The organism is Streptomyces sp. NPDC101219 (genome assembly GCF_044767675.1).
GTDB lineage: Bacteria > Actinomycetota > Actinomycetes > Streptomycetales > Streptomycetaceae > Streptomyces.
Genome location: NZ_JBIWOK010000011.1, coordinates 42,466 through 69,362, shown reverse-complemented (window position 1 = coordinate 69,362; position 26,897 = coordinate 42,466). Strand labels below are relative to the sequence as shown.

Annotated in this window: 20 protein-coding genes; 3 read left to right on the top strand and 17 right to left on the bottom strand. The window is 70.6% G+C overall.

Translation table 11 applies throughout. The features are described 5' to 3' along the window. Window positions 1–50: 50 nt before the first annotated feature. The 5 genes from ACIRPP_RS22135 to ACIRPP_RS22115 form a co-directional block, all read right to left on the bottom strand. Window positions 51–5,330 carry an amino acid adenylation domain-containing protein gene (locus tag ACIRPP_RS22135; RefSeq protein WP_403645480.1) on the bottom strand — a complete coding sequence of 1,760 codons (5,280 nt, stop codon included), beginning with the start codon at window positions 5,328–5,330 and terminating at the stop codon, window positions 51–53. A gap of 100 nt (window positions 5,331–5,430) precedes the next feature. Next, complete coding sequence (locus ACIRPP_RS22130; protein ID WP_403645477.1) at window positions 5,431–7,539, bottom strand: ABC transporter ATP-binding protein/permease; 2,109 nt, start codon at window positions 7,537–7,539, stop codon at window positions 5,431–5,433. 6 nt (window positions 7,540–7,545) lie between these two features. Continuing rightward, complete coding sequence (locus ACIRPP_RS22125; protein WP_403645474.1) at window positions 7,546–9,954, bottom strand: M20/M25/M40 family metallo-hydrolase; 2,409 nt, start codon at window positions 9,952–9,954, stop codon at window positions 7,546–7,548. After that, on the bottom strand, window positions 9,951–10,526 hold the full coding sequence (locus ACIRPP_RS22120) for a cysteine hydrolase family protein (protein WP_164350014.1): 576 nt from the start codon (window positions 10,524–10,526) through the stop codon (window positions 9,951–9,953). Before ACIRPP_RS22120 ends, ACIRPP_RS22125 begins: the two co-directional genes overlap by 4 nt. Before the next feature lie 181 nt (window positions 10,527–10,707). Continuing rightward, window positions 10,708–11,460 (bottom strand): ArpA protein, encoded by a 753-nt coding sequence (locus ACIRPP_RS22115; protein ID WP_164338695.1) that lies wholly within the window; start codon window positions 11,458–11,460, stop codon window positions 10,708–10,710. Between the two features lie 285 nt (window positions 11,461–11,745). Here ACIRPP_RS22115 and ACIRPP_RS22110 point away from each other — a divergent pair, with 285 nt between their 5' ends. Further along, window positions 11,746–12,018, top strand: a complete 273-nt coding sequence (locus ACIRPP_RS22110; RefSeq protein ID WP_403645470.1) for a hypothetical protein — start codon at window positions 11,746–11,748, stop codon at window positions 12,016–12,018. A gap of 88 nt (window positions 12,019–12,106) precedes the next feature. Here ACIRPP_RS22110 and ACIRPP_RS22105 read toward each other — a convergent pair whose 3' ends face one another. Continuing rightward, entirely contained in the window at window positions 12,107–12,913 is an 807-nt protein-coding gene (locus ACIRPP_RS22105) for a M48 family metallopeptidase (protein WP_403645467.1), read from the bottom strand. Window positions 12,914–12,917: 4 nt separating this feature from the next. Then, window positions 12,918–16,640, bottom strand: coding sequence for a type I restriction endonuclease subunit R (locus ACIRPP_RS22100; RefSeq protein WP_403645464.1), 3,723 nt, complete (start codon window positions 16,638–16,640; stop codon window positions 12,918–12,920). Between the two features lie 344 nt (window positions 16,641–16,984). Here ACIRPP_RS22100 and ACIRPP_RS22095 point away from each other — a divergent pair, with 344 nt between their 5' ends. Then, window positions 16,985–17,332, top strand: coding sequence for a hypothetical protein (locus tag ACIRPP_RS22095; protein ID WP_403645461.1), 348 nt, complete (start codon window positions 16,985–16,987; stop codon window positions 17,330–17,332). A 91-nt stretch (window positions 17,333–17,423) separates the two neighbouring features. After that, window positions 17,424–18,056: a restriction endonuclease subunit S gene (locus ACIRPP_RS22090; protein ID WP_403645459.1), complete on the top strand. Its 633-nt coding sequence runs from the start codon at window positions 17,424–17,426 to the stop codon at window positions 18,054–18,056. 39 nt (window positions 18,057–18,095) lie between these two features. Here the strand turns inward: ACIRPP_RS22090 and ACIRPP_RS22085 are convergent, their stop codons facing one another. The 10 genes from ACIRPP_RS22085 to ACIRPP_RS22040 all read right to left on the bottom strand — a co-directional run bounded on the left by ACIRPP_RS22085 (window position 18,096) and on the right by ACIRPP_RS22040 (window position 26,839). Further along, window positions 18,096–18,359: a hypothetical protein gene (locus tag ACIRPP_RS22085; RefSeq protein WP_403645456.1), complete on the bottom strand. Its 264-nt coding sequence runs from the start codon at window positions 18,357–18,359 to the stop codon at window positions 18,096–18,098. Then, window positions 18,356–18,733, bottom strand: coding sequence for a DUF6247 family protein (locus tag ACIRPP_RS22080; RefSeq protein ID WP_403645453.1), 378 nt, complete (start codon window positions 18,731–18,733; stop codon window positions 18,356–18,358). The genes ACIRPP_RS22085 and ACIRPP_RS22080 overlap by 4 nt, the downstream gene beginning before the upstream one ends. 119 nt (window positions 18,734–18,852) lie before the next feature. Then, the gene (locus ACIRPP_RS22075) at window positions 18,853–19,134 is read right to left on the bottom strand and encodes a hypothetical protein (protein ID WP_403645450.1); all 282 of its coding nucleotides are present in this window, start codon (window positions 19,132–19,134) and stop codon (window positions 18,853–18,855) included. Next, window positions 19,134–19,547, bottom strand: a complete 414-nt coding sequence (locus ACIRPP_RS22070) for a hypothetical protein (protein ID WP_403645447.1) — start codon at window positions 19,545–19,547, stop codon at window positions 19,134–19,136. Before ACIRPP_RS22070 ends, ACIRPP_RS22075 begins: the two co-directional genes overlap by 1 nt. Before the next feature lie 166 nt (window positions 19,548–19,713). Continuing rightward, a complete protein-coding gene (locus ACIRPP_RS22065; protein WP_403645444.1) occupies window positions 19,714–19,902 on the bottom strand; it encodes a DUF397 domain-containing protein in 189 nt (62 codons plus the stop codon). A 13-nt stretch (window positions 19,903–19,915) separates the two neighbouring features. After that, a complete protein-coding gene (locus ACIRPP_RS22060; protein WP_403645441.1) occupies window positions 19,916–20,770 on the bottom strand; it encodes a helix-turn-helix domain-containing protein in 855 nt (284 codons plus the stop codon). A 16-nt stretch (window positions 20,771–20,786) separates the two neighbouring features. Then, a complete protein-coding gene (locus tag ACIRPP_RS22055; RefSeq protein WP_403645438.1) occupies window positions 20,787–22,019 on the bottom strand; it encodes a hypothetical protein in 1,233 nt (410 codons plus the stop codon). After that, entirely contained in the window at window positions 22,009–24,699 is a 2,691-nt protein-coding gene (locus ACIRPP_RS22050) for an N-6 DNA methylase (protein WP_403645435.1), read from the bottom strand. The genes ACIRPP_RS22055 and ACIRPP_RS22050 overlap by 11 nt, the downstream gene beginning before the upstream one ends. Window positions 24,700–24,788: 89 nt before the next feature. Beyond that, complete coding sequence (locus ACIRPP_RS22045) at window positions 24,789–25,538, bottom strand: RloB family protein (RefSeq protein ID WP_403645432.1); 750 nt, start codon at window positions 25,536–25,538, stop codon at window positions 24,789–24,791. Next, on the bottom strand, window positions 25,538–26,839 hold the full coding sequence (locus ACIRPP_RS22040) for an ATP/GTP-binding protein (protein ID WP_403645430.1): 1,302 nt from the start codon (window positions 26,837–26,839) through the stop codon (window positions 25,538–25,540). The genes ACIRPP_RS22045 and ACIRPP_RS22040 overlap by 1 nt, the downstream gene beginning before the upstream one ends. Window positions 26,840–26,897: the final 58 nt, after the last annotated feature.

The following is a 26,897-nucleotide window of genomic DNA, read 5'->3' as shown; positions in this document are numbered from 1 at the left end:
GGTCCGTTCTGTGGTCCGGCGCCCGCCCGCGGCGGGCGCCGGATGCGCGGTCAGCGCGCCGCGGTGCCGCGGGCGTACCGGGCGCGCGGCAGGGCGACCGGGCCGGGCACCGCCTCGGGTTCCGCCACCGCCCCCGCGTCCCGCAGTTCCGTCAGGCGGCGCGCGACACCGCGGGCCGTCGGCTCGTCGAAGAAGGCGTTGAGGTCGAGTTGCACGCCGTGCCGCTCGCGCAGCCTCGTGGTGAGGCGGATGGCGAGCAGGGAGTGGCCGCCGACGTCGAAGAAGTTGTCGTCGACCGCCACGTCGGGCACCCCGAGCACGTCGGCGAGGAGCGCCACGACCTCGCGTTCCAGCGCGGTCAGCCGCTGCCCGCCGCCGGCCGGCGTGCCGGACGCGGCGGCCGGCGGCCGGGGCAGCGCGGCCCGGTCGATCTTGCGGTTGGGGTTCTTCGGCAGCTCCGGCAGCGGCAGCAGCACCGGCGGGATCATGTACCGGGGCAGCCAGTCGGCCAGGTAGGCGGTCAGTTCGCGCGGGTCGGGCGTGCCCGCGTAGTAGCCGACCAGGCGCTTGTGCCCGGCGCTGTCGTCCACCACGGTCAGCGACTCGCGCACGCCGGGGTGGGACAGGACGGCGGAGTCGATGTCGCCCAGTTCGATCCGGTAGCCGCGGATCTTGACCTGGAAGTCGATGCGGCCGAGGAAGTCGAGCATGCCGCCGGGCAGCCACCGCACCTGGTCGCCGGTCGCGTACATCCGGGCGCCCGGCTCGCCGGCGAACGGGTCGGGCAGGAACGCCCCGGCCGTCAGTTCCGGCCGGCCGAGGTAGCCGCGGCCCAGTCCGTCACCGCCGATGAACAGCTGGCCCGGCACACCGACCGGCACCGGGCGCAGCCACGCGTCGAGCACGTACACCCGGGTGTTGGCGATGGGCCGGCCGATCGGCACCCGCCAGGTGCCCTCCGGCACCTCGCGGACGGCGAAGGTGGCGGCGATGCTGGTCGACTCGGTCGGGCCGAAGTCGTTGATGAGCAGCGGCCCGCCCAGCTCGACGACCTCGCGGGCCCGCTTGGGGTCCATCGTGTCGCCGCCGACGACGAGTTCGCGGGCGTTCTCGAACACCGTCGGGTCGTGGGCCGCGACCTCCGTGAACAGCGGGGTGGCGAAGACGACGGTGTCGATGGCTCCCGCGCGCAGCGCCTCGCCGAGCACCGGCGGGTTCAGCACGGTGGCCAGGTCGAAGCCGTGCAGCACGGCGCCGTTCAGCAGCGCGCCCCAGATCTCCAGGGTGGCCGCGTCCCAGGCGGCGTTGGAGATCTGCGCCATCCGGTCGCCGGGGGCGATGTCGATGAAGTCGGTGTTCCGCACCAGCCGGATCACGTTGCGGTGCGTGATGCAGATGCCCTTGGGCCGGCCGGACGAGCCCGAGGTGTACATGACGTACAGCAGCGAGCCGGGGCCCGCTCCCCCGTCGACGGCGGCGTCGTGTGCCGGGTCGGCGGCCACCTCCGGGCCCAGGTACGGCTCGACCGCCACCACGGGCACCCCGTCCGCCAGCTCGGCCAGCCGTTCGCCGGACGGCGTCAGCACCACGGCCGGGCGCGCCTCGTCCAGGATCTGCCGCAGCCGCCGCGCGGGGTGGGAGGGGTCGAGCGGCAGGTAGGCGCCGCCCGCCTTGACCACCGCGAGCATCGCGACGACGACGGCCGGGTCGCGGTCCACGTGCAGGCCGACCAGGGTCTCCGGGCCGACGCCCAGCTCCCGCAGCCGGGCCGCCAGCGCGTTGGAGCTGCGGTCCAGCTCCCGGTAGGTGCGGCGGGTGCCGCCGTAGACCAGCGCCGGGGCGTCGGGCGTGGCCCGCACATGCTCGGCGAACAGGGCGGTGAGCGTGCTGTCCTTCGGGTAGGCGGTGGCGGTCTCGTTCCACCCCGCGATCTCGCGCTGCTCGGCCTCACTCGCGTGCGGCAGCAGGCGCAGCGGGGTGGCGGGGTCCGCCGCGACCTCGGCGGCGAGCCGGACGAAGTGGCCGACGAGCCGCTCGACGGTGCTGCGGTCGAACAGGTCGGTGCTGAAACCGGCCACGCCTTCGAGGCCCTCGCCGGTCTCGGAGAGCGTCATCCCGAGGTCGACCTGCGACACCGGGCGGTTCAGCCCGACCGACTCCACGTCCAGGTCGCCGATCCGGGCGCGCAGTCCGCCCCGGCCGGTCTGGAGCGCGCCGAGGCCCTCCTGCCCCAGCAGGTGGGGGTTGGTGAGGCTGAACATGACCTGGTAGCCGGGCGAGCGGGAGGCGTCCCGGTGCAGTTTCAGCTGCTGCACGAGCACGGGGAAGGGCATCTCCTGGTGGGCGAGCGCGCCGACCACGGTCCGCTTGGTCTCCCGCACGTGCTCCTCGAACGTGGCCTCCTCCCCGACCCGGGAGCGGATGAGCAGCGGGTTGACGAAGTAGCCGATGACGCGGTGCAGGTCCGCGTCGTGCCGGCCGGAGCCGGGCACGCCGACCAGGAAGTCCTTCTCACCGGTGTACCGGTGCACCAGCAGCTGGAAGACCGACAGCAGGGTGACGAAGAGGGTGGTGTCCTCGGCCTCCGCGCGGCGCCTGAGCCGCCGGGTCACATCGGCGTCGAGGGTGAAGGTCACGCTGTCGCCGCGGTGGCTCTGCACGGGCGGCCGGGGCCGGTCGGCGGGCAGTTCCAGGACCGGGTCGCAGCCCTGGAGCTCCGTCGTCCAGTACTCCCGCAGCCGCTCGCCGCGCGGCGAGGCGAGAAGCGCGCGCTGACGGCCGGCGAGCTGGAGGTAGGCGGCCTCCGGCGGGGCGGGCAGCGCGGGCCCCTCGCCGGTCTCCGCCGCGTACAGCCGGGCGAGTTCGTCGGTGAGCAGCGCCATGGACCACATGTCGGCGGCGACGTGGTGCAGGGTCAGCGACAGGAGGTCGCCGCCGTCCCGGCGCAGCAGCAGCGCGCGCAGCACCCGGCCCTCGTCGAGCGCGAACGGGGTCCCGTCGGCGGCCCGTTCGAGGCGGGCGGTGAGGGCGGCGTCGTCCAGGCTGCGCGCGTCCTCCACCGAGAAGTCGACGTCCAGGGCGGGCAGTACGGTCTGGTACGGCTCCCCGTCCGCCCAGCGCAGCGCGGTCCGAAGGACGGGGTGGCGGTCGACGAGCTGCTGGAAGGCGCGGTGCAGGGCGTCGGGCCGCACCTCGGTGAGCAGCCGCACGGCGAGGGAGATGTGCAGGGCGGACGTGCCGGGGTGCTGCTGCTCCAGGAAGACCATGGCCTGCTGGTTGGTGCTCAGCGGCAGACGTTCCCCGGGCGCGGCGGACGCGGGCCGGGCCGCCGGCGCGGCCGGGGCGTCCAGGGTGAGGTCGTCGACGCAGGCGCCGGCGAGCAGTTCCTCCAGGGAGAGTTCCACGCCGGTGGCCCCGGCGACGGCGGCCTGGAGTTCGACGGCGGCCAGCGAGTCCAGGCCCTGTCCGACGAGCGGGGCCGCCGGGTCGACGGTGGCGCCGAGGCGGCGCGCGGCCAGTTCCGCGACGACGGCACGCACCCGGCCGGCGTCCGGAGCCGCGGCCGGAGCCGCCGGGGGCGCCGACGGCTGCGGGGCGCCGGTGTCCGACCGGCGCACCACGGTCAGGGTGCCGTCGGTGAAGGCCGCGCGGGTGGCGGAGCGCTGGATCTTCCCGCTCGTGGTGCGGGGGATGACACCGGGACGCACCAGGGCGACGGTCCCGGCCGCCACGTCGTGCTCCCGTACGAGGGCGGCGCGCACCGCGCCGATCACGGCGTCGGCGGTCTCCGCGACGTGGCCGTGCGCCGTCTCCACGACGAGGCAGATCTCCTCGCGGCCATCCCGTTCGACGGCGAAGGCGGCGGCGCCGCGCCGCAGGCCGTCGTGGGCGGCCAGCGCGGTGGTCTCCAGGTCCTGCGGGTAGTGGTTGCGGCCCCGCACCACGATCAGGTCCTTGCTGCGGCCGGTGACGTGGAGGCGGCCGTCGCGCACGAAGCCGTAGTCGCCGGTGCGCAGGTGGCGGCGCGGGTCGCCGGGCAGCCGGGCCCCGAAGGTCTCGCCGGTGTCCGGGTGCCCCCAGTAGCCGTCCGCGACGTTGTCGCCGGCCACCCAGATCTCCCCGACGGTGCCCGGGTCGCAGGGCCGGCCGGTCGCGGCGTCGGCGACGGTGAGGTCCAGGTCGGCGGCGACCGGCCCGCAGTCCACCACGGGCAGCCCGCCGGGCGCCGGTTCGGGACGGCGGCCGGGGCCGAGCGAGTCCGCGTCGAAGGTCTCCGCGAGGCGTTCGCCCGCCACCCGGCGGCCGGACACCATGAGGGTGGCCTCGGCCAGCCCGTAGCACGGGAAGTAGGCCTCGCGGCGGAACCCCAGGGGCGCCATGCGCTCGGCGAAGCGTTCCAGTGTCCGGGCCCGCACCGGCTCCGCGCCGTTGAACGCCACCTGCCAGTGCGACAGGTCCAGCCCGGCCAGCTTCTCCTCGGGGATGCGGTCCACGCACAGGTCGTAGGCGAAGTTCGGCCCGCCGCTGATGGCCGCGCCCAGCTCGGAGACGAGTTCCAGCCACAGCAGCGGCCGGGTGATGAACGCGGTCGGGGACATCAGGGTGACCGGGGCGCCCGCGTAGACGGGCTGGAGGATCCCGCCGATCAGGCCCATGTCGTGGTACGGCGGCAGCCAGCTGACCACGCCGGTGTCCGGGCCGGAACCGAACCGCTCCTGGATCTGCGCCGAGTTGACCACCAGGTTGCGGTGGGTGACCCGTACGCCGCGCGGGGTGCCGGTGGAGCCGGACGTGTACTGGAGGAAGGCGAGCGTGTCCCCGTCGATGCCGGGCCGCCGCCAGTCGCCGGCCGGGGGCAGGTCGCCGTCGACCGCGAGCAGCGGCAGGCCGGGGGCCCTCAGTTCCCCGGCGAGTTCGGCGGCGCGCGGCAGCTGGTCGCCGGGCACGAGGGCGGCGGCGGGCTGCGAGTCGGTCAGGACGGCCGCGTGGCGGGCGGTGTACTTGCCGCCGCTCGGCGGGTACAGCGGCACCGCGACGGCCCCCGCGTACAGGCAGCCGAGGAACGCCACCACGTAGTCCAGTCCCGGTGGCAGCAGCACCAGGACCCGCTCGCCGCCGAGTCCCCGGCCGGCCAGCAGGGCGCCCACCGACCGGGCGCGGGCGTCCAGTTCGGCGAAGGTCAGCGACGGCCGCTCGTCCCGGCCGGGGCTCACGAAGGTGTAGGCGGTGCCGCCGCCGAGCGCGGCGCGCTCGGTCACGACGTCCACGAAGGTCGGGGCTCGCCGGACGGCGAGGTCCGTGGGCGGGCTCGCCAACTTGGACATGGGCATGTCAGGGGTCCTCACGCGGGAGTACGGGATCGGGACCGGGCGGCGGGGTGCCGCGCGCGGTGGTGCGCTCAGAGGTGACCGGTGCGACCGGGCGCCGGGGTCAGGCGGTGCGCCAGCGCAGCCAGCGGTTGGCACCGGCCAGGCCGACGGCGGTCATCGCGCTCAGGGCGGCGATGTTGAGCAGGAACGCCGTGCCGAAGTCCCCCATCAGCGCCAGGCGCAGGGACTCCGCCGCGTAGGTGGGCGGCAGCAGGTAGCCGAAGATCTGCAGCGGCACCGGCAGCGACTCGATCGGGATGAGCACCGGCGCCACCAGCAGCAGCACGAAGATCATCAGGTTCACGATCACCAGCAGCAGGTCCATGCTGCGCACCAGCGTCCCGATGGCCAGGCCGATCGCCGACAGCGCCATGCACGACAGGGGCAGCACGATCAGCAGCGCGGGCGAGATGACGAAGTCCGTGTCGTACATCAGCTTCGCCGTGATCATCGGGGTGATCAGGCCCGGCAGGATGAGCAGCAGCCGGGAGAAGACCATCGCGGCGAGGAAGGAGATCTTGCTGATGGGCAGCGACGCGTAGTAGACCATCATCCCGTCCTGCCGCAGGACGCCGATGCGCTGGGCGAGCGTGCCGATGCCCTCGTTGGCCACCGAGAAGATCGCGGCACCGCTGACGATGAACAGCAGGCTCTGCTCGTCGGACAGGCCGTTGCCGATCCGGGTCAGGCCGAACACCATGGCGGCCGGCATCAGCAGGCCGAACATCAGCACCCACGACCAGGTGGTGCGGACCTCCAGCATCTGCTCCAGCCACAGGTACTTCAGGTCCACGCCCATCCGCCGGACCCGGGCGGCGATCCCGCGGGCGGGCGCGGCCGGTACGGCTGCCGCAGCCGCCGCGTCCGGTCCGGTCCGGGGCGCGGACACGACGGGCGCGGGGGGTGCCGTCTCCGGCACGGCGGGCGCCGGCACCTCCTCGTCCGTCGCGGTCAGCACCGCCGCCGGGGCGACGGCGGCAGCGGCCGGGGACGGGCCGGCAGACGCGGGCGGGGCTGCCGGGGCGACGGCGGTCGCCGTCGCGGTCGCGGTGACAGCCGCCCCGGCGTCCCCGGCACCCGCCGGGATCCGGTCCGCGTCCGGTCCGGCACCCGCCGGGGTCCGGGACACGTCCGGTCCGGCACCCGGCGCGATCCGGGCCACGTCCGGTCCGGCGCCCGGCGCGGGGCCCGCGCCCGGCTCGGAACGGCCGTCGAGCGTCAAGTAGACGTCCTCCAGCGTCGGCCGGGTCAGCCGGAAGTCGGACACCCGGTCCATCCCCAGCTCACCGTGGACCAGCCGCATCAGGTCCGGCATCCGCGCCGAGTCCGTCTGCACCAGGTAACTGCCCTCCCGCTTGCCCTCGGTGAGCGTGCCGACCGCGCCGAACAGCTCCCGTTCCCGGTGCTCCAGCGGGTGGTCGTCCCGCACGAAGAGCTCCAGCCGGATCCGGTCGCCGAGCGCCTCCTTGAGATGCCCCGGCGTGCCCATCGCGGTGATCCGGCCGCCGTTCATCACGGCCACCTGGTCGACCGCCGACTCCGCCTCCAGCACGTTGTGCGTGACGAGGACGACGGTGGTGCCGTCCCGGGCGCTGCGCCGGGACACCATGTCCCACACCAACCGCCGGTTGTGCGGGTCCAGTTCATTGGTGGGCTCGTCCAGGACGAGCAGCTTGGGCCGCCCCATGAGGGCCATGCCGAAGTTGACCAGCCGGGTCATGCCGCCGCTGAGCTGGTCGACGTAGCGGTCCTTGACGTCACCGAGGCCGAGTTCGTCGATCAGCTCTGCGGTCTGGCGGCGCGTGTCCGCCTCGCCCTGGCCGCGCAGCCGGCCCGTGTAGTGCAGCGCCCGCCGCACCTCCACCAGCCGCATCGACAGGCCGGTCTGCGGCAGGTAGCCGGTCATGGCCTTGACCTCGTCGGGCCGGTTGACGGCGTCGATGCCCTCGACGACGATCTCGCCCGACGTGGGCCGCATCAGGCCGAGGAGCTGCGACACCAGCGTGGTCTTGCCCGCCCCGTTCGCGCCGAGCAGTCCGAAGACCTGGCCGCGGGGGATGCTGAACGTCAGGTCGTCGTTGGCCCTGACGACCGTGTCCGTGCCCCCGGCCGGGAAGACCCGGGTGAGGTTGCGGACCTCTATCGCGTGGTCCCGTGCTGTGCGTGTCATGATTCCTCAGATCTCTTCCCTGGTACGGGCGATGACGGAGTCCTCCGGCAGGAAGCCGAACGCCACCGGGACGGTGTTCCGGGGACGCGGGCCCACCAGTTCGGCCACCGGGGGCGTCAGGCCGAGGCTGTAGTCGGCGACGTCGACCGGCAGCCGGGTGCCGGCCGGCACCTCACAGCCGACCTCGAAGGCGCCCGCACCGTAGTGATGCAGGACGACGTCGTCCGCGCCGCCGGTCTGTTCCGCGAGCGCCGCCCGGTCCAGGCGGGTGCCCCCGACGGTGCAGGCGGCCAGCGGTTTCCGCGGCAGCCGCACCTGCAGGCGCCAGGCGGACCGCTGCGACGCGGCCCGGAAGCGGACCGTGCGGACGTCGCCGCGGGTGCGGTCGGCGACCACGGTGAGCGTCGGCAGCTCGATCGCGAGGCCGGGCGCGGGCGCCACCATGGCCGGTTCGTCCCCGCGCGGCGGGAAGTAGTCGGCCACCGGGGCCCGCTTCGGGTCGTCGCCCAGCACCGTGCGGGTCCAGGCGTCGGGTGCCGGGTCGGCGCTGAACCACAGCGCCTCGCCCTTCACCTCGTCGCGCACGTACAGCAGGGAATTCGGGCGCGGACGGTCCGGGCCGAACCCCTGCGTGACGACGCAGGTCGCCAGCAGGGCCAGCGCGGCCCCGGCCGCGGCCAGCGCGCCCCACCCGGTCGCCGGCACCCGCACCAGCAGCGGCAGAGCCAGGACCGCGCCGGCCGTCACGAAGACCATGGCCACCGAGGCGAGCGGGATGCCGAGCGCCGTCAGCAGGCTGCCGGTGAGCGGCACGAAGAGGACGGCCGCGGCCGTCGGCCCCGCCGACCACAGCAGGGCACCGGCCCACACCCGGCGCGCCCCGGCCTCCGCCTCGTCCCCGGCCCGGGCCCGGCTGCGGCAGGTCCACCACAGCGCGGGCAGCGCGGCCAGCAGCGGCCACTGCAGGAGGTAGCCCGCACCGGGCAGCAGCAGGGTCAGCACCGTCAGCAGCAGTCCGGCGAACAGCAGCACGCCCGCCGCGACCTCCGCCGGGCGCAGCCGGCGCAGCAGCCGGGCGGCCGCCAGCAGCACCGCGCCGGTGACCGCGCCGAACGCCGCCACGAACCAGCCGCCGTCGTACGGTTCGGCCAGCGGCAGCGCGGCCAGGCCGGGGGCGAGCGCCAGCGTCAGCGTCCACAGCCCGTGGACGACGGCGCCGGCGGCCACCAGCGCGCCGCACACCGTGCCCGCCGCGCCGAGAACCCGCCCCGGGCGCAGGACCGCCCGGCGCGTACCCCAGGCCAGCAGTCCGCCGAGCGCGGCCAGGGTGACCCCGGCGAGCGGCAGGGCCCACGCCATGGGGTAGCGCACGAGGACCCGGGCGAAGAGGTCGAAGTAGACCCCGTTGTCGCCCCGCATCCGGTCCGGGCCGGCGCCGTCCAGGGTGCGCACCATGGCGAGCATGGTGTCGCCGTGGTGCTGCATGCTGTCCCGGTCGAGCCGTGCCACGGTGTCGGACCGCGCGTGGTAGTCGTGGAAGCCGTCGATGAACGCGGAGTTCAGGCCCGCCACGCCCTCCCGGCGGAAAACGGTGAAGTCGCTGTCGTTCGGCAGCCGCCGGTACACCTCGTACGCCAGCGAGTTGGCCACCGGGCGCGGGTTGGCCCCGGCGAACGCGTCGACGAGCGGCAGGTTCCCCTCACCGGTCTCGAACATCATCAGCGGGCCGCCGCTGCCCCGCGCCTCCCAGTTGAGCACCGCCCCGAACGCGTCGAGGCCGTGCTCCCGGACGAACAGTTCGGCACCCAGCGCGCCGAGTTCCTCCCCGTCGCTGAACAGCACGACGACGTCGTGCCGGACCCCGCCGGACGCCTTCAGGGCGCGCAGCGTCTCCAGCAGGGACGCGACCGCGGCCCCGTTGTCCGCCGCGCCCGGCCCGGTGGGCACGGAGTCGTAGTGCGCGACGAGCAGCAGCGCCCCGCCGGGGGCGGCCGGCCCGTCCCGGCCGGGCAGCCGGGCGACGACGTTGTGCACGGTCGCCGACGCGAACGGGCTGCCCATCTCCGGCTGGACGGCCTCCCCCGACTGGACGGTGACCTCTGCCCCCAGCTCCCGCGCCGTCCGCACGAGGTACTCCCGCACCCGGGTGTGCTCGGTGCTGCCGACGGGGTGCGGGGCGCGGGCGAGGCCGGTGAGGTACCCGGCGGCACGGGCCGCCGAGAACTCACCCGCCGGCGCGTCCGTGCCCCGGGCGGCCGGCGGTGCCTGCGCCAGCACGCCCAGCACCGCCGTCAGCAGGACCACCGCCAGGCCGGTCAGCGGCGCAAGCACCGCCGTCCGCCGGGCGGCTGCCGCGCCGGGTGCGGAACCGGACGCGGTGTCCGGCGGGTTCGCGGGGGCAGAGGTGGCGGTCATGGCGTGCCGACCGCCTGCGGCTCGGGCTCCTCCGGAGCGACGAAGTCGACCTCGGCGGCCGACTGGAGGCGGATCTCGTACGGCCGGCGGTTGATGTAGACGCCGTAGCCGTCGAGGATCCGGTGGTGGTGGTCGACGATCGCCTGGACGGGCAGGTGGTCGGACGGCGTCGAGTGGCCGTCGGACACCAGGGTCACGTCGTAGCCGAGCGTCACCGCCTTACGGCAGGTGGAGTCGATGCACAACTCGGTGGTCAGACCCGCCACGACGAGGTGCCGCACGCCGCGCGCCCGCAGCAGTTCGTCCAGCTCGGTCTCGTGGAAGGCGTCGCACTCCGCCTTCCGCACCCTGAGGTCGTCGTCCTGCGCGCCGAGCCGCGGGTCGATCCGCCACTCCTCGGAGCCGACCTCGCCGAGGTCGTCGTCCTGCACGTGGACGACGGGGATGCCGAGTGCGCGGGCGCGCTCGGCGAGCGGGCGCAGTCGGTCCAGCAGGGCGTCCGCCTCGGGTACCGCTTCCTCTCCGGCCAGCAGGCCGACTTGGAGATCTACCAGGACAAGGGCCGTCGTCATCCGACTGCTCTTTCTTTTGGGGGGGTTGGGGGGCGCGGGCGGGCCGGTGCCGGCCCGCCCGCGCTTCGGCGCCGGGCGCCGAACGTGCGCAGCGAACCACACCGGCCCGTCGAGCGTGAACGCCTGACGCGACCCGCCGGTCCCGTCGAACGGCGCCGAATTCCGGCAGGAAGGCGCGGAATCAGTTGAACATCGCCTGCATGGTTTCGTGCGTCGCCGACTTCTGCTGGTCCTTCTCGCTGCCCCAGCAGGTGTTGAGAATGATCCGCGTCCGGTCGGCGTTCAGCGGAATGGTGCGGTGCAGGGTGGTGTCCGAACGCAGGAAGTACATTTCCCCGGTCGCGTGCGGATAGGTGCTGATCTGGTGCTTGGCGAGGTACTCGTGGACCCGCGGGTCGTCCTTGTTCCAGTCCGTGTGCGGAATGGCCTGCAGCTGGCCGCCGAACTCCGGGCCCGGGGCCTCGATGATCCAGATGACGGTGAAGCTGAAGTCGCCCCAGTGCCAGCCGTGGGTGTCGCCCTGCTTGTGCTGGCGGATGAGGACGTACTTCTCCTCGTCCCACGGGCAGGGCAGGACCGGCTCGGCCGCGATGCGGGACAGGGTGCCCATCATCGCCTCGGAGTTGTAGATGGTCCGCACGAGCTCGCTGTCCTGCTCGATGGCCTTCTGGCTCACCGTGCTCATGAAGCGCGGCGAGTTGCCGGTCTCCTTGAGGTGGATGTCGATGCGCTGCTGGTGCAGGTCGAGCAGGCGGTGGCACTCCTTCGTGACGGTCGCGAAGAGGTCGCGGCTGACGAAGTCCGGGAGTTTGACGTAGCCGTTGCGGCGGAAGTTCTGCGAGAGCTCGCGCAGTGTGGCGTCGTCGAAACGGTCCGCGAAATGGCTCGCCAGTTCCTTCTCGATACCCTCCGGGGCGATCTCGTCGAATGACATGGGGTTCTCCCTACTCTGTGACGCCGAAGCCCGTTCACGGAAGTCGTCGGGCGAGTCGGGAAGGAACGTAGGCGGATTCCGAGAAGCCGAACAAGGCGGGAGGCAGGGAATGCGGCGCTGTTTGCCGGTGGCGCCGCCGTTCTGCCGCACCGGTGCCGGAACTGCCGGGAAACTGCCGCCCGACCGCCGGTTCGGCTGCCTGGCCCGCACGGCGCGGTCACGAAAGCCTTGGCGGGTTTCCTGCCCCCCGTCCGCAGGACCGCCCCCGAGGGAGGACCCGATGTGATGACCCGATCCCCCGAGCCGCAGGTCGCCTCGGCACAACGTCAGCTGGAAGCGCTGCTGGAGGATGTGGGCCGGCGCGGCACCACGCCGCCCGACCCGTCGGTCCGCGCCCAGCTCAGCTGCCTGCGCACCCTCCTGAGCCTGATGGAGGCCGACGAGCACCTCCGCTCTCCGGGGCAGCGCCTCTCCCTGCTGCGCAGGGCCCGCGCCCACGCCCGCACCACCACGGTCCTCACCGCGCACCTGCTCAACGAGGCCACCCACCCCCGCTGAACCCCCCGCACGCACGACGACGGGACGGCCGGTGCGATCGCCTCGCACCGGCCGTCCCGTGGTGTTCCCGGATGCCCCGGGAGGGGCATCAGAGATCGCCCATCCACACGCGTCGGCCAAGCTCGTCCAGCTCCTTCTTGACCTGCCGGCACTCGGGCAGCGCCCGGCCCAGCAGTCTCCAGTAGTCGGGGCCGTGTCCCGCGACCCGGACGTGAGCCAGCTCGTGTGCGATCACGTAGTCGACCAGGTGGATGGGCAACTGGAACGCGGCCCAGTGCAGGGAGATCACGCCGTTCCCCGAACCGGCGCGGTAGCTCCCCCACCGGTGTCCGAGGTCGCGTACCTGGATCTGCGGCTCGGGGACGTCCATGCGCGCGGCCCAGGGTTGAAGGCGTCCGCGCGTCCACCGCTGCCCTGCCCGGGCGTACCAGTCCGCGAGGGCCTTACGGACGCGTACCGGGTCTCGGGCGATCGAGCGGTTGACGCACAGCCGCCCCGCGACCAGTCGCACGGGCGGCGTTCCGGTGCCGTCCTCCGGTCCCGGTGACTCCTCCCCCTCGACGACGAGCAGTCGGTAGTCCCGCCCGAGGTACCGGTGGATCTCGCCGTCCTGGAGCGTACGGACCGGGTGCAACTGGCGGCGGTCCTCGCTGAGCCGCGTCTTGCCGTCGATCCAGGCGCTGCTGCCGCGCACGAACTCCTCGAGCCGTCGGACCTCGCAGCCTCGAGGAACGTGCACCGTGAGTGATCTGTCCCGTTCCACGGTCAGACCGATGCGGCGGCGCCGGGCACTGATCCGCACGCGCAGCTCACGTCCGTCCACCATCAGAGAGCCGTCCTCGATGAGGACCGGCTCACCGAGTCGCTTCTCGGACTGCTCGGGATGCTTGGGCACTGGCCTATTCTCGCCGTGCCTCCGCCCGGAACTCCTCAAGGCGGTCCACGGCATAGCCGGCGAGCGCCGAAGCCAGTTTTTTCACCTCCTGGCGTCCCTCTCCTCCGAGGCGGTACCCGGCCGCCCTGAGGCGCTCGTACAGGCGTGCCTCCAGTTTCGTCACATGGGCCTCACGCCCGCCGAAGGACGCCAGCCGGACCTGGCTGGTGATCTCGTCGTACACCTCGGTCACGAGTCGGCGGCGCTCCTCGGGCCCGGGGTCGTCCAGGATGTCGCTCTCCGAGAGCTTCTCGCCCAGCAGCACGTACAGCCGATGCTCCATCGGGCTCAGGTCGGCCAGGGCGGGATCTCTCCGCTCCGCCTGCCGGGCCCGCTCGACCAGCGGGCCGAGCCGGTCGCCGATCTCCTCCCAGCGTCCGGCGAATTCCCTCAGCACCCGCTCCAGCTCCTTCGAGAGCTGGGTGTAGACAGGCCGGTCCTCCACCGCGCGCCGCTCCTCCAGGTGGTAGCGCAGCGCCTGAACCTGCTCGGCGGCGGCCTCGCGCACCGGAAGGGTTCCGACGATCTCGTCGAAGTCGGGGGCGAGGATCGACACCGGCGGGATCTTCTGCTCCACCTCCTGGGCCTGAAGATGCTCGGCGATCAGCGCCCGCACCTTCCGGCCGTAACCGCGCATCGCGAAACCGCCGCCGGTGTCGTCCCGGTAGTGACGGCGGACCCGCATCTGCAGCACGCTCCACGCTCGCAGGTCCGGCAGGTGCTCCAGGGCGTCTTCATGCGGCAGGACACGGTTCACGGCATCCAGGAACGCACCGAGGCAGGTGTCGAAGGCGGCGCGGTCCTCCGGGTCCTCCAACGCCATCACCGCGCGGGCGAGGGCGGCGGCAGTGGTCAGGCCGTCCGGGGCGACGCCCAGACGGCCGAGGAAGGCTCGGAAGTCCTTCGCCGTCCGCCTCAGCTCCGGGATCTCCCCCTCCATGCTGTGCAGCGAGTCCAGGGCCCTCGGGTTGCCCCGGTACGCGGCCAGGGTCGCGCCCAGGTTGTTCAGCACGCCGTAGTAATCGACCACCAGACCCTCGGTTTTGCGGCGGGCGGTGCGGTTGACGCGGGCGATCGCCTGGAGCAGTTCGGCGTCGCGGATGGGCCGGTCCAGGTACAGGGCCTGCTCGATGGGGGCGTCGAAGCCGGTGAGCAGCATGGATTTCACGATGAGGAAGGCAATCGGCGGTTGCTCGGCCTCCTGGTCCCCGCCCCACACGAGGTCGCTCCACGGGTTCATCCCGCCCACCGAACCGGCAGGCACGGGGTCGGGCTCGACGACCGGCCTGGTGATCCACGGGTTGTCCGGCGGCAGCTCGGGGAAGGGCGCCAGGAAGCGCGCGATGTGGTCCTGCTGTCGGTCCTCGTCGGTCCACTCCCGCCACAGCCCGTCCTTCTGCTCGGCCCCGGCGGAGATCACGGGCACGAAGTCGATCCGGCGCAGCAGCTCCTGGTACTGCCAGGCCCGCAGCAAGAGCGTCTCCTCGGCGGTGTACGTCTCCGGTTCCCGCCCTCGCAGCGCCTCACGCCGACCGCTGTCGTCAAACTTCGAGACCCGGCGCAGCAGATCGGCCCGCGCGTCCCGCAGCGCATCCCGGTACAGAACCGCGGCCCGTCTGCTGACCGCGGCCACCTGGGCCTTGAACCCGCCGGTCAATGGCCCAGTGACGTAGTGCGCCAGCATGTCGGCGGCCTTGCGGCGGATCAGCGGCGTCGACTCGGCGACAGCCCGTGCGGACGGTGTGCCGTACTTCCTGCGCACCCGCTCGCGCTCGGACTCGTCCAGCGGCTCGATCAGGTCCTCGAAGCACTCGTCCATCCGCTCCCGGTCGCGCACCTCGGCAGTGGTGGCCCGCCCCTCGTAGCGCACGGGGACGACGACCCCGTCCCGTTCGGCCTCGGTCATGCGGTACGTGTCGAGGAACTCCGGCGCGCCACCGGGCAGGCTGCTGGGCTCCAACCCGAAGATGCGCCCGGTGTCGTCGAGCCGGCCTCGCATGAGCGGCGTGCCGGTGAAGCCGATCCGGGCGGCGTTGGGCAGGGCCTTGCGCAGGCAGGCGTGGAGGACGGAGGTATGGGACCGATGCGCCTCGTCGACCAGAACGACCACGCGGTCCCCGTCACTGCACTCCGGGAAGATCCGCTCGGCGCGGCGCAGTGTCCGCTCGTCCGGGGCAGGGTCGGCGACCTCCTCGGCATCCTCCCCCGCCGCCACGCGCCTGCGCGCCTTCTCGAAGTCCTCGGCCAGTGCCCGGTCCTCCCCGTCGGCCGTGTCACCCGTTCCGTCCCCGGAACCGGGCGCCAGGTCGCCGAGGAACTTCTGGATCGTCGCGAACACCACCATCCGGCCACCGGGCCTGCCCGCTTTGGCCAGCAGGTGTTCCAGGTCGGTGCGCGACTTGGCCTGCACCACCTTGGAGTCGCTCAGTTCCACCGCCTTGCGCAGCTGCCGCTGGAGGTCGGTGCGGTCGGTGACGGCGACCAGGGTGATGCCGTTGAGGGCGGGGTCCCCGCTCATGTGGAGGCGACGGGCCAGGAATTGCATGGTGAAGCTCTTGCCGGCGCCCTGGGTGTGCCAGACGACACCGCCCCGCTCGTCGCGGTCGCGTCCGGTGACGCGTCGGCTGGGGCGGGTGCGCAGCCGCTGGACGATCTTCTCGGTGGCCCGGTACTGCTGGTGGCGGCAGACCACCTTCGCCGTTCCGGACTTCCGCTGCGCCGTCCCCGCCCGGCGGCTGTCGTCGTTGTCGTCGCCGAGCGGTTTCTCGAAGACGTAGTGCCGCACGATGTTCAGCAGGCTTCCCGGCCGGAGCACCATGGCCGTCAGCCGGTGCTGGAGCGTGGGCTGCTCGTCCGGTCCGAGCAGGCCCCAGCCGCGCAGTTCGCGGCGCAGTGCTGCCGTTCCGTCGTCGCCGGGTACGGCGGGGTCGGCGTAGTCGGGGGTCAGGCTGCGCCACAGCGCGTAGTGCTCCTCGGAGGAGGAGTACGTGCCGAGCGCGGCGTCCCTCCCGTCGGCGGCCACGAGCAGCTGTACCGGCGCGAACAGGTGCGGTACGCCTCTCGGGGCGCCGGTGCCCTGCCGGGTGTCGTCGTCCAGGGGGCGGCCGGTGTAGGCGCGCAGATCGCGTACGGCCCGGCCGAGCGGGTCGCGGACGTACGGCGACTTGCACTCCACGACGACCAGCGGGATGCCGTTGACGAACAGCACGAGGTCCAGCACGGCCGGCCTGCCGTCCGCGTCATGCACCCGCAACTGGTCGACGACGAGGTAGTCGTTGCGGCCGAGGACCTCCTCCCGGCTCCCCTCCAGCGCCTCCTGCGACCAGTCCACGAACTGTGTCTTGAAGTCCTTGTCGCCCGGCCCTGGTTGCAGGATGCCGTGCAGGAGGAGCGTGGTGGCGTCCCGGTTGGCCTGGGCCAGCGATCCTGCGGCCACATGGCGGGCGGCGGAGCGCAGCCTGGCGACGGCCTGCTCGGCCTGCGTGTCGCTCGTCATCCAGGACGAGTTGCGCCGTACGGCCGCACGCAGCCGCTTCTCCAGCAGCACCGTCCGGAAGTCGTCCCGCTCGCCCTCGTCCCGCAGCCGGGCGCCCTCGACGTGCTGCCATCCCATCGCCTTGAGGTGGTCCAGGAGCGGCCGTTCGGCCTCGTCCTTCTCGGCCGTTCCCCCGACCGCCCCGGCAGCCATGCCCTACGCCTCCCCATGTCCCGGTGACCCGTGAGAGGCCCATTGTGGGTCAGGGCGGAGTCGGTTCACCTTGCGTGAGCGTCACGAGCTCTACTCATGCTGCCGACGGAACATGGCGCAAGTTTCTTTCAGGCCAATGATGCTGACGTGACGTCGATCAAATCACGAACCCCGACAACCGGACCAGCCGCCCTTCGCAGTGGACTATGAAGGTGCGACTTGCACGGGCTCCCGACCCCCGGCTACCTTCATGCCCGGTTGATACGGGGTGGGCGGCTGAGGCTCAGGTGCCGGCCGCGCCGTGCATCGCTGCGCGCAGGGCGCGACGAGAAGTGGGGGCAGGAATGGGAAGCGGCTACGAGGAGCTCCGTGCGGCTGTCACGGCCGACGGTGGTCTGCACGTCATCACTATGGGCGTGCTCCGCGACATCCAGGGGGCCGGTCGACTGGGCAGCCGGGTACTCGGCACGATCTCCGGGCAGCTGTCGTCCCACGGCATGGGTCATCTCCCCAAGGAACTTCCTGCCAGCCAGGACAGTCCGGTCCGTGTCTACCTTCTCGGGACCCCGATCGCCGAGATCGTCGACGCCGTCCACCACCCGAGCCTCAAGGGTGACGAGGTACTGCGCGGCGTCGACGGCTCCGAGGCGCGCGCTCTACTTCAGAAGATCCGCGAGATCGTTGGCGGCTGACCCCAGTGCATCGCCCGGGCCCCGTTCCAGTGGGTTCACTCGAACATCTCGAATGTAATCGGCACAGCAACAGCAAGGACGGACCGTCGAAATGCCCCCCCGTCAAGCCCACCGCCTCATCGACCTCTGCGAGATCGTCTCCGGGCCGTCCGGGCAGCAACTGGGAGGGCTTTCCACGAGCTCGGAGGGCGTCCCTGTCGTCTCGCCCTCCGATCTGACAACCGAGCACAAAATCGACGCAAGCAACATCAAACATGTCAGCCGCTGGACCGCGGCTGCTCTGGAGCGGTTCCAGTTGCGCAAGGGCGACCTGGTCTACGTACGTCAGGGGACACCCGGAGGAGCCCTGGGCCGGACAGCCCTCATCGGTTTCGCGGAGGCCACGTGGCTCTTCGGTGCCGCCTGCCTGCGCATCAGGCCGAGAAGCTCGGCGGTCCTGCCCCAGTACCTTCTCCACTACCTCGGGCATCCGCTCGTCCACGGCCGGATCACCTCACAGGCACACCAGAGCGGGACAGTCGAGACCCTTCCTTCCCGGGCGCTCGCCATGACACCGGTCTTCGTTCCTTCACTGGAACGACAGCGGGCCATCGCCGGGGCACTGAACGAGATCGACACGCAGATCGAGGCGCACAGGCAACTGATCACAAAGCACGATGCGCTCCGACAAGGCCTCTTGATGGACCTGCTCAGTGACGCGTTCGCCGAGCCGGGTACGCCATGAGATCGACTGCTTCTTCCACGAGCCGCGCGCTGCTCACGCTCACCCGAACCACACGATGGTGCAGATGTAGACGCACTCGTGTCCGGGAACGGCGAGGAACTGGAGGAAACCACGTCCACCGAACAGTGGGAAGTTCCTCAGCCCTCCGGGCCTGTCCTCCGGCCTGCTGCCCGCCAGCTCGGAGTCACGTCCGAGCGCGGCCAGCTCGGTGGCGATCCGTTCCACCTCTGCGACCACACCGACGGGAAGGCCGCCGGTCAGGTGCTCCGCGCTCGGGTTGTAGTCCCATTTCCAGTCGCTCATAGCCCGGCTTCGGCCTCGGCGTCCACATGGATCTTCCTGATCTCGGCCATGGCATCGGCCGGATCCTCCGCCCCAGCGCTCACCAGCTCTTCCAGATGGCGTAGGCGGGCGGCCCGCGAGGGATAGCGCTGGATCGCCACAAAGACACCCCACGTACGGACGAACGTACGCAGCGGCGCGAACGACTGGAGTTCCTGGGCGCGCGTAGTGGCGCTGACAAGATCGCTCACGAACGTCGGCATCCGGCTCGGCGTCAGGGTCTCGACGGCGGTCCGCAGCGCACCGGGCGTGAGCGCGGGCATGGGGATGAGCGGCTCGTCGGCCTGTGGTTCCGCGGGGAGGGCGGTCACGGCGTGCTCCTGGTCGGTGGACATTCGCTGTGTTGTCGACGGTACCCGCAGGCGTCAGGAAGACGAAGAGATACGAATGGCCTGCGGCTGTGTGGGCGACACCCCGTTGATCGGTGTGCCGCCCACACGCGGAAGATCCGACTCTACGGCCGGTGAGCTCCGTCGCCGCCCACCACAGGCTTGCGACAGTCGGGCCGCTTGCTCTCCGGCACGATGAGGGCGGCGGTGTCGTCGTCGAGGGCGTAGCAGAGCTGGGCGTGCAGCACTTCGGCCTCGGTGGGGGTGAGCTTCAGCGCCACGTCCGAGTCGAAGACCCCGTCCCGGCGCAGCCAGAGGTCGATGGCGATGGTCCCGTCGCCCTGGCGGCGGACGGGCTTGCTGGGGACGCGGTCCACCTGGACCCGCGCGTTCGGCGTCGCGCCCATCAGGCCGCCACCCCCAGGGACACGGCGGGCGTGCCGAGGCGGTGACCGTGGATGACCCACGGCCCGACGTCGATCCCGTCGAGGGCGAGGACGAGGGCGGCACGGCGTTCGACCTGCCGCTGCCGCCGTTCATGGGCGAGCAGGTAGGGACGGACGAGGGGGCCGGTGTCGTCGAGCGGGACGGAGTCGTCCGACCGCCTCCCGCTCCTGGACGTCATCCTTTGCGCGAGGAGTTCGGCCAGGGCGGGTACGGCAGCACGGTGGACGAACAGCCGCAGGCCGGAGAGGGTGCGCTGGGCCGCGTGGGCGGGCCGGGGCCGACCACGACGTCGGCGCCGGCCGGTGGCGGGAAAGAGGAGGGCGAGGATCAGGGCGAGTGCCCGTTCGAGGGCATGCCGGATAGGCTTGGGCATGTTGACGCTCCTATGCAGCGTTGGCCTGCCCCGGGGTGCTGGAGACACCGCCGGGGCATCTAGCATCAGGGGGTAACCACGTGACTACCGCCCGAAGTCAGGCTAGCGCCAACGCTGCTGATGCATCAACATTGATGCACTTTTTTTCCGTGGCTGGTGACCCGGGTCAGAGCAGTTCGTCGAACTCGCCGGCCTTGGCTCCGGCCAGGAAGGCCGCGAGCTTGGCACGGGTGGTCCTGACGACGACGTCGGGCTCGTCGCTCTCCCTGACCAACACCTGCCCGTCGATCACTGCCAACTCCAGGCAATTTCCCGCCTGTTCGGAGTAGGACGACTTACGCCACTGAATGTCCATCCGATTCACGCTCTCACAGTTCGTGCAGCACCTTGCGTATGAAGTCACGCGAGGGTCCGGGCTCCAGGGACCGCTGCTCCATGCGGTCAAGTACAGCGCGGTAGTTCGTCAGATGCGTCTCCGAGTCCAGGAACGTCACGCCGTTCGGCACATCGATTTGAACGGTGTCGAGCTGCCGGACGGGACCGCAGGCGTACATGGTCGAGCTGCCCGCGCTCGGGAACCCGCCTGCCGAGAAGGGCACCACACGAAGCGTGACGGCCTCACGCTCCGACTGCTCCAGCAGGTACTCCAACTGCCGCTTCACGACAACCGGTCCTCCGAAGAGCATCCGCAGCGCGGCCTCATGGAGCAGGAAGGAACACGCCGGAGGGTCCGCGCGGTCCAGCAGCGCCCGGCGACGCATGCGGAAGTCGACCTGGAGGTCCAGGGCCTCCGAGGACAGCGGCGGCACGGCCTCTCCGAACACTGCCCGTGCGTAGTCCTCGTGCTGAAGCAGACCGGGAAGATGCGTGATCTGTACGTGGCGAAGAGCCACAGCGTGATGCTCCAGCTCGGCCAGGTCGAGCATGAACGAGGCGATGGAGTCCCTGTACCCGTCCCACCAGTGGGAGCCGGCCCGCTCCTTGGCCATGCCCGCGAGAGCATCGACGTAAGCGGGATCGGGACAGGAGTAGTTGGCCGCCCACACCCGCACGCGATCAGGGCTCACGCCGAACCGGGCGGACTCGGTGTTGCTGATCGCCGTCTTGTCCACGCGATGCAGCGCGGCAGCCTCGGTGAGGGAGAGTCCGACATGTTCACGCATCCGCCGAAGCTCGGTTCCGAGGCGCCGCTGCCGAGCGGTAGGCGGCTTCCGAATAGGCAAATTGATCTCCTACACCCTAAGCAGCCCGGCTGATCTTTGCCTCATCTAGCAACTCAGAAGCGAGCGTCCGCTTCAAAATTCGCAGCTTATTCAACTCATTCACCTCTTCATGAATACGTCGGTCGCAGGCCGCGAGTGTCGCGACAAAGCGACGCTGCTCAGCAAGGTCAATAGGGACATCGATCTTCAACTCGCGGAGCCGAGAGGGATTCACATTGACCTGTTGGACAGCGACGGTCGCTACTGCCTGAACGCGCTGCCGGATGACCGGGTGCTGAAGCCATTCCACCAAGTACTGCGGCATCACCCGATTGGCATCGATATTGAGTCGCACTAGGTACGAGGCAAACGTTGCCTCCTTGAGCTCCCCTCTCCATACTCCAGCCCTACCAACATGCTCCATACTGTTTGTTCTGTTGAAGAGAACGTCACCGTCTCGCAAGATGAGACGAGGATGCACTGGCTGTGAACAATAGCGCAGATCTGCGAGATAAGGGCGACCCTCCTTAAGGTTATTCATCCGCAGAGTGGGGAGGCCGCGACTATCCCTATTCAGCGGACAGGAGATACCGTAGTCAATTGAAGGTACAATTTCCTTAAGTGGGACACGCTCCCATCCAGCCCGAGCGCTGGGTTCTACTACTGACGACATCCCCTTCAAAAGGATTGCATTGCGTGCAATATTCAATTTTTCAATCATTGCTTCAGCGGAACGCTCTGAACTAGCAAGTGAATCTAGGAATGCGACAATTTCGCGCTGCTCGCAAGCGGGGATGTCGGGGATCATTAGCGCCGCCAACGCACGACGGCTGATTGTATAGAGGCCCGAACTAGTACCCGCATTGGCTAGCCAATAGCGTCGGACGTTGGCCGAATTCAACAATTCCGCAGCGAGTCGCGGAATTATCCTCTCACCCCGAAGTCTGAACAAATGGTTCTGATGCAGGAGCCCTGCAGAATCAGCACCCGCTACAGCACACCGGCCGATTTCGTTCGGGTTTGCGTGTCCTTCAACAACAAGCAGATCACCCTCAGCCACAGCATAACGCTGATCGTCTCCAGGAAGCTCCTCGATATCCATCACATCACTTAGATCGATCCGGCCTCGCTGAACATTCGCTACTCGAAGATAACCACGTGTACGCTTCACCGGTTTCCGTGCCGGCCCGACAGTAATGCCCGAGTTGATTTCGAAAAGTTCGTCGACTCGACGGTGCTTCCACACGCTCTTTTTCGGCTCATCCGACATAGCCAAGCTCCTTCAGGAACCCGTTCAGCTTTTCCGTCGAAACCTCGCGCCGCTTTTCGATGTCACGCAGCGACATTAGATACTTTCGTTCCCACCTCAGGTATGCGTCGATCACCACTCGACGCCTGCGCACCGCATGGCCTTCCAGCTTCAATGCCAGGTCGTCACGAAGGATGCTGAGCACAATCTCGCGGGCTCGGTCATCACTCAGTTCTTTCCGGGCATTGCGCAGACGAGGAGCCGGGCAACCCTCAGGTTCGCCTGCCACGGCTACAGCCAACTCGGTCTGACCTGACACGTCTTCTTCCGCCGCCTTATGCTTTTTCTTCGCTGTGGGCGCCAACCGACCCCCCATCCCCTCAAACGGATAGAACGCCTCCTCCAGCGTCTTCACCGCCTTGTTCGCCGCTGTGCGTTCCCGCTTCAGCTTCTTCAGGTCCGCCTCGCTCAGCAGCGCTTCCGCGATCGCCGGGTCGAGGCCCGGGGCCTCCCCATCACCGCCGGTCTCGGCGCCGTCCTCCGCGCCCCCCACCGCCGCAGCCGCCCGCGCGGCCTCCGCCTCCTCCGCAGCCTTCACCTTCGCGTCCAGTTCCGCCTTGCGGGCGTCCGCGTCCGCGAGTTCCTTCAGGAAGTCAGGGACGAGACGTGCCACCACCTTGTGCGCGTACGCCTGGCGCCGCTCCGCCGCCGAGCGCTTACGGGCGCCACCGGTCCACGGGTCGGGCTCCGGCTCCAGCATGGTCTCGACCGTCTCGACCCAGCCGTCGACGACTCCCCGGAAACCGTTCCCCGCCAGGGCTTTCAGCTCGTTCTTCGCGTCCTGCCACCACCCGGCGACCGCTCCGGCCAGTGCAAAGCGGTCCAGCACGCCCACCCCGAGCAGGGTGTCGCGGAAGGAGTCGATGAGATCGGCCCGCAGCCGGGCCAGCTGGGCCCGCTTCTCGAACTCGGTGCGGTCGTCACCCTCGCAGGGGGCCAGCGCGGCGATCTTCTCCGTCTCCCTCGCCCACCACTTCTCGAACGCCTCCGACAGCTCCTTTTCACGCGCCGCCGCCAGCTCGGTCAGGCGTTCCGCGTCGGGACGCCGGCCTTCGGGCAGGAAGTCGACGTACTCGGGGTCGTCCGGGCGCTCGACGAACAGGTCGGTCAGCTCAATGCCGTACGCATCCAGCAGCTGCTTCTTCTCCGGCGCCTCGATCTCCGCGCGGGGCACCCCGCCCACCAGGTGGGCGCGTACGTCCTGCGGCTCGGGCGGCGGAGTGTTGTCCACGTACCGGCGGATGTTGAGGTTGTACTTGTTGTCCCGGAGTTCCTTCCGCTCCACCCAGCGGGCGAAGCGCGGCACGTCCTCACCGCCACGGAAGGTGGAGACGATCTTCTCCACGTGCTCCGGGAGCAGCACGTTCTGCGCCCGCTCCGCGTGGAATTCGCGGTCGGCGTTGATGAAGAGGACCTTGTCCTCGCGCTCCGGCCGCTTGCGGCCGCGCGAGCGCAGCACCAGGACGCAGGCCGGGATGCCGGTGCCGTAGAAGATGTTCGACGGCAGGCCGATGACCGCCTCCAGCAGGTCGGCCTCGATGAGCCTGGCGCGGATCCTCTCCTCCGCACCGCCGCGGAACAGCACGCCGTGCGGCATGACCGTGAAGACCGAGCCGCCCCGGCGCTCCACCATGTGCAGCATGTGCTGGAGGAACATCAGGTCGGCCTTGCCCTTCTCGGACGTCTGGCCGTACGGCATCCGCTCCTCGATGTCGAGGATCTGATCGGCCTTGTAGTCCATGGAGAACGGCGGGTTGCTGAGCACGATGTCGTACGACTCGTCCAGGTGCGCTGGACTGGTGAGGGTGTCCCCGATGCTCAGGCTGAAGTCGACGGCCCCGTGGAACAGCATGTTCATGGTGGCCATGACCCAGGAGCCGTTGTTGGCGTCCTGGCCGGCGAGCGCCAGGTCCTCGGTGTCGCCGCCGTGCTCCTCGATGTACTCCTTGGCGTGGATCAGCATGCCGCCCGAGCCGACGCACGGGTCGTACACCCGCTGGCCCGCGCGGGGCCGCGCCAGCTCGACCATCATCCGCACCACCGCACGCGGGGTGTAGAACTCGCCGCCCTTGGCGCCGGCCGAGTCGGCGAAGTCCTTCAGCAGGTACTCGTAGGCGGCGCCGATGACGTCAGGGAACTCGAAGTCCTCACCGCGCAGCCGCATGCCGCCGAAGTGCTCGATGAGGCCCTGGAGCCGTTTGTCGGCGAGCTTGGCCGCCGCCGTGCCGGTGCCTCCGCCACCGCCGATGCGGTTGAAGTTCACGTGGTCGAAGAGGTGGCGCAACCGGGGGTTGTCGGCCTCCATCGCGTCGAGCGCGGGCTGGAGGTGCTTGGTCGCCACGTCGTCCACCGCACCGGCCAGCTCGCTCCAGCGAGCGGCCTTGGGGACGTACATCACGTTGCGGGCGGTGTACTTGGCCGGCTCCTCGGCCTCCTCCTCCGCCTCCTCGCGCGTGGCCCCCGCCGCCAGCTCCTCGGCGATCACCTTCTCCCGGAGCGCCTCGAACTCGTCGTTGGCCCGCTTGAGGAAGAGCAGGACGAGCAGGAAGTCGCGGTACTCGGCGGCGTCCATGGTGCCGCGGAGGATGTCCGCGGCGGCGAAGAGGTGACGCTCCAGCTGTTCGAGCGTGATCCTGGCCACGTTACGGCTCCCTGTTCACGTGTGACGAGTGGTGGAGGTGGCGGCGGCCGACGGAGTGCGCCGGGCCGCCGCGTGTGCACCCATGCAGCCTAGTAGCCGCTGAGGAGCAGTCCGTCCTCCACGAAGCGCCACACGTCCGTGTACGGGTCCCAGCCGTGGGGATGCGCCGTGGAGTGACCGTCGTTGATCTTCTGGGCGTGCTTCCTGGCCGTTCTGTACCGGCTGAGGGCGTCGTCGGTGGCGGGGGTGAGTACCTGCTCCTCCCGCACATGCTTCGACTGCTGCGCGGTGACCGTCCGCACCCCTCGCCCGTACGTCGCCGCGAACCCGGGGCGTGAGCGCAACCGGCTGTTGGCGTCGTTGCAGACTCCGCCGAAGGTGGCCGTGTAGTTGGTGTAGTGCAGCAGCCGCCACAGTTCGAAGCACGGGTGCGAGTAGGCGACGCGGACGCCCTCCTTCTCCGCGAGGCTGAGGGCCTCGGGGATGCCCTGGTGGTCGTCGCGGTCGAAGAGGACCCACACCTGGGGCCAGTTCCAGTCCTTGCCCTGCCGCAGCCCGGCGTCCTTCGCCTCGCGCTCGACCTTGCGCAGGGTGCGGACGGCGTCCTGGACCATCCGTAACGGCTTGCGGTGCTTGCCCTCGGCGTTGGGGTTCGCGATGTGGTGCTGCACTGTCCGGCCGGATTCGGCCCACGTCCCGTTGCGGACGATGATGTCGATGTACTCGGGCTCGGTCACCTCGCCCTCGGTGTAGATGTACACCTGGCGCGCTCGGCTCCCCCGGCCCTTCGCGGCGCCCTTCCTGCGGGAGACGCTGTCCCCTCCCCGTGCCCTCGCCATCAGAGCCCTTCCGTCCCCGTCCGTACGTCGTCGTCCGCCGGGCCCTCGCCCAGCGCGGCCGTCTCCTGAGTACGCAGCAGCCGTCGCCCGACCTGCCCCTCCGACACCTTCGGTACGGCCCCGAAGGACCCGGCGAGATAGGAGGACATCAGGTCTTCCTCCGCCGTCGGTTCCCAGTCGGCGACCGAGGTCAGGCTCGTGGCACCGCGCTCGTCCTTCTCGGTGAGCCAGATCTGGCCGGGGTGCAGCAGCCGTCCGCCGCCCGGGGTCCGCAGAAGGGAGAGGTCGTGGGCGGTGAAAATGAGCTGTGCTCCCTTGCGGTTGAGCCAGGGAGCCTGGAAGAGGCGTACAACCTCGGCAGCGAAGCGCGAGTGGAGACTGGCGTCGAGTTCGTCGACGAGGAGAACCGCTCCGGTGTCGAGGGCGAGCAGCAGGGGGCCGATCAGGGCGAACCAGGAGCGGGTCCCCCAGGACTCCGCCTCCCAGTCGAGCGCGGTCGGCTCACCCCCGCCCTCGTGGACGAGCCGTACCAGAGGCTTCCCGGAGGAAGTCCGTTCGACCTCCACTCCGGCAATGCCCAGATCGGCGACCTTCAGGAGTTCCTCGGCCCGGAGCCGGAAGCCCTCGTCCTGCAGCAGCCGCAGGGCGGTGTAGTCCTCGCGCTGAGTCCGCTCGGTCTCGGGCGTGACATCCCAGAAGTTGTTCTTGAACCAGTCGAAGACCGGGGTGAGCTGCTCATGCCCGTCGTTCGCGGCGCGTGTCAGGAGCAGGGCGTCCCGACGTGTCGTGCGGGCCAGTCTGGCGCGGTCGCGAAGCCGGTCGCCGGGGAAGTCGAAGTTCTTCTCACGGGCGGCGTCCCGCTCGAACCACACCTGGCGGCGGCCCTTGGGATAGGCGTAGAGCCACTCGGCCTCCACCCGGTGCTGTCCGAGTTCGAAGCCGTACGTCCAGCGCACCCCGTCGGCGAGGACGAAATCCGCCTCGTACAAGGAGGTCTCGGCGGCAGCCTTCGGATCGAGAGCGAACTCGTCGCGTGGGATGCCGTCATAGGACGTCCAGTCGGCGTACGAACGCAGTACGCAGCGGCGCATGTTCCGGAGGGCGGCGATCAGGTTCGACTTGCCGGAGGCGTTGGGACCGAAGACGCCGAGGACGGTGTGGACGGGGATGCGCCGGCCGTCGGACAGTTCCGTCTCTCGTGCGGTGGCCCACTCGTTCTCGTCGTCCTCGGGCGCGACGAACGACAGTTCCTGCTCGTCGCGCAGGGACCGGACGTTGGCCACCCGGAATCTCAGCAGCATCCCGCTTCCTTCGCGACGGTCACAAGGGGCGCCCCCTCCGAGCGAGATGGCCGGCCGG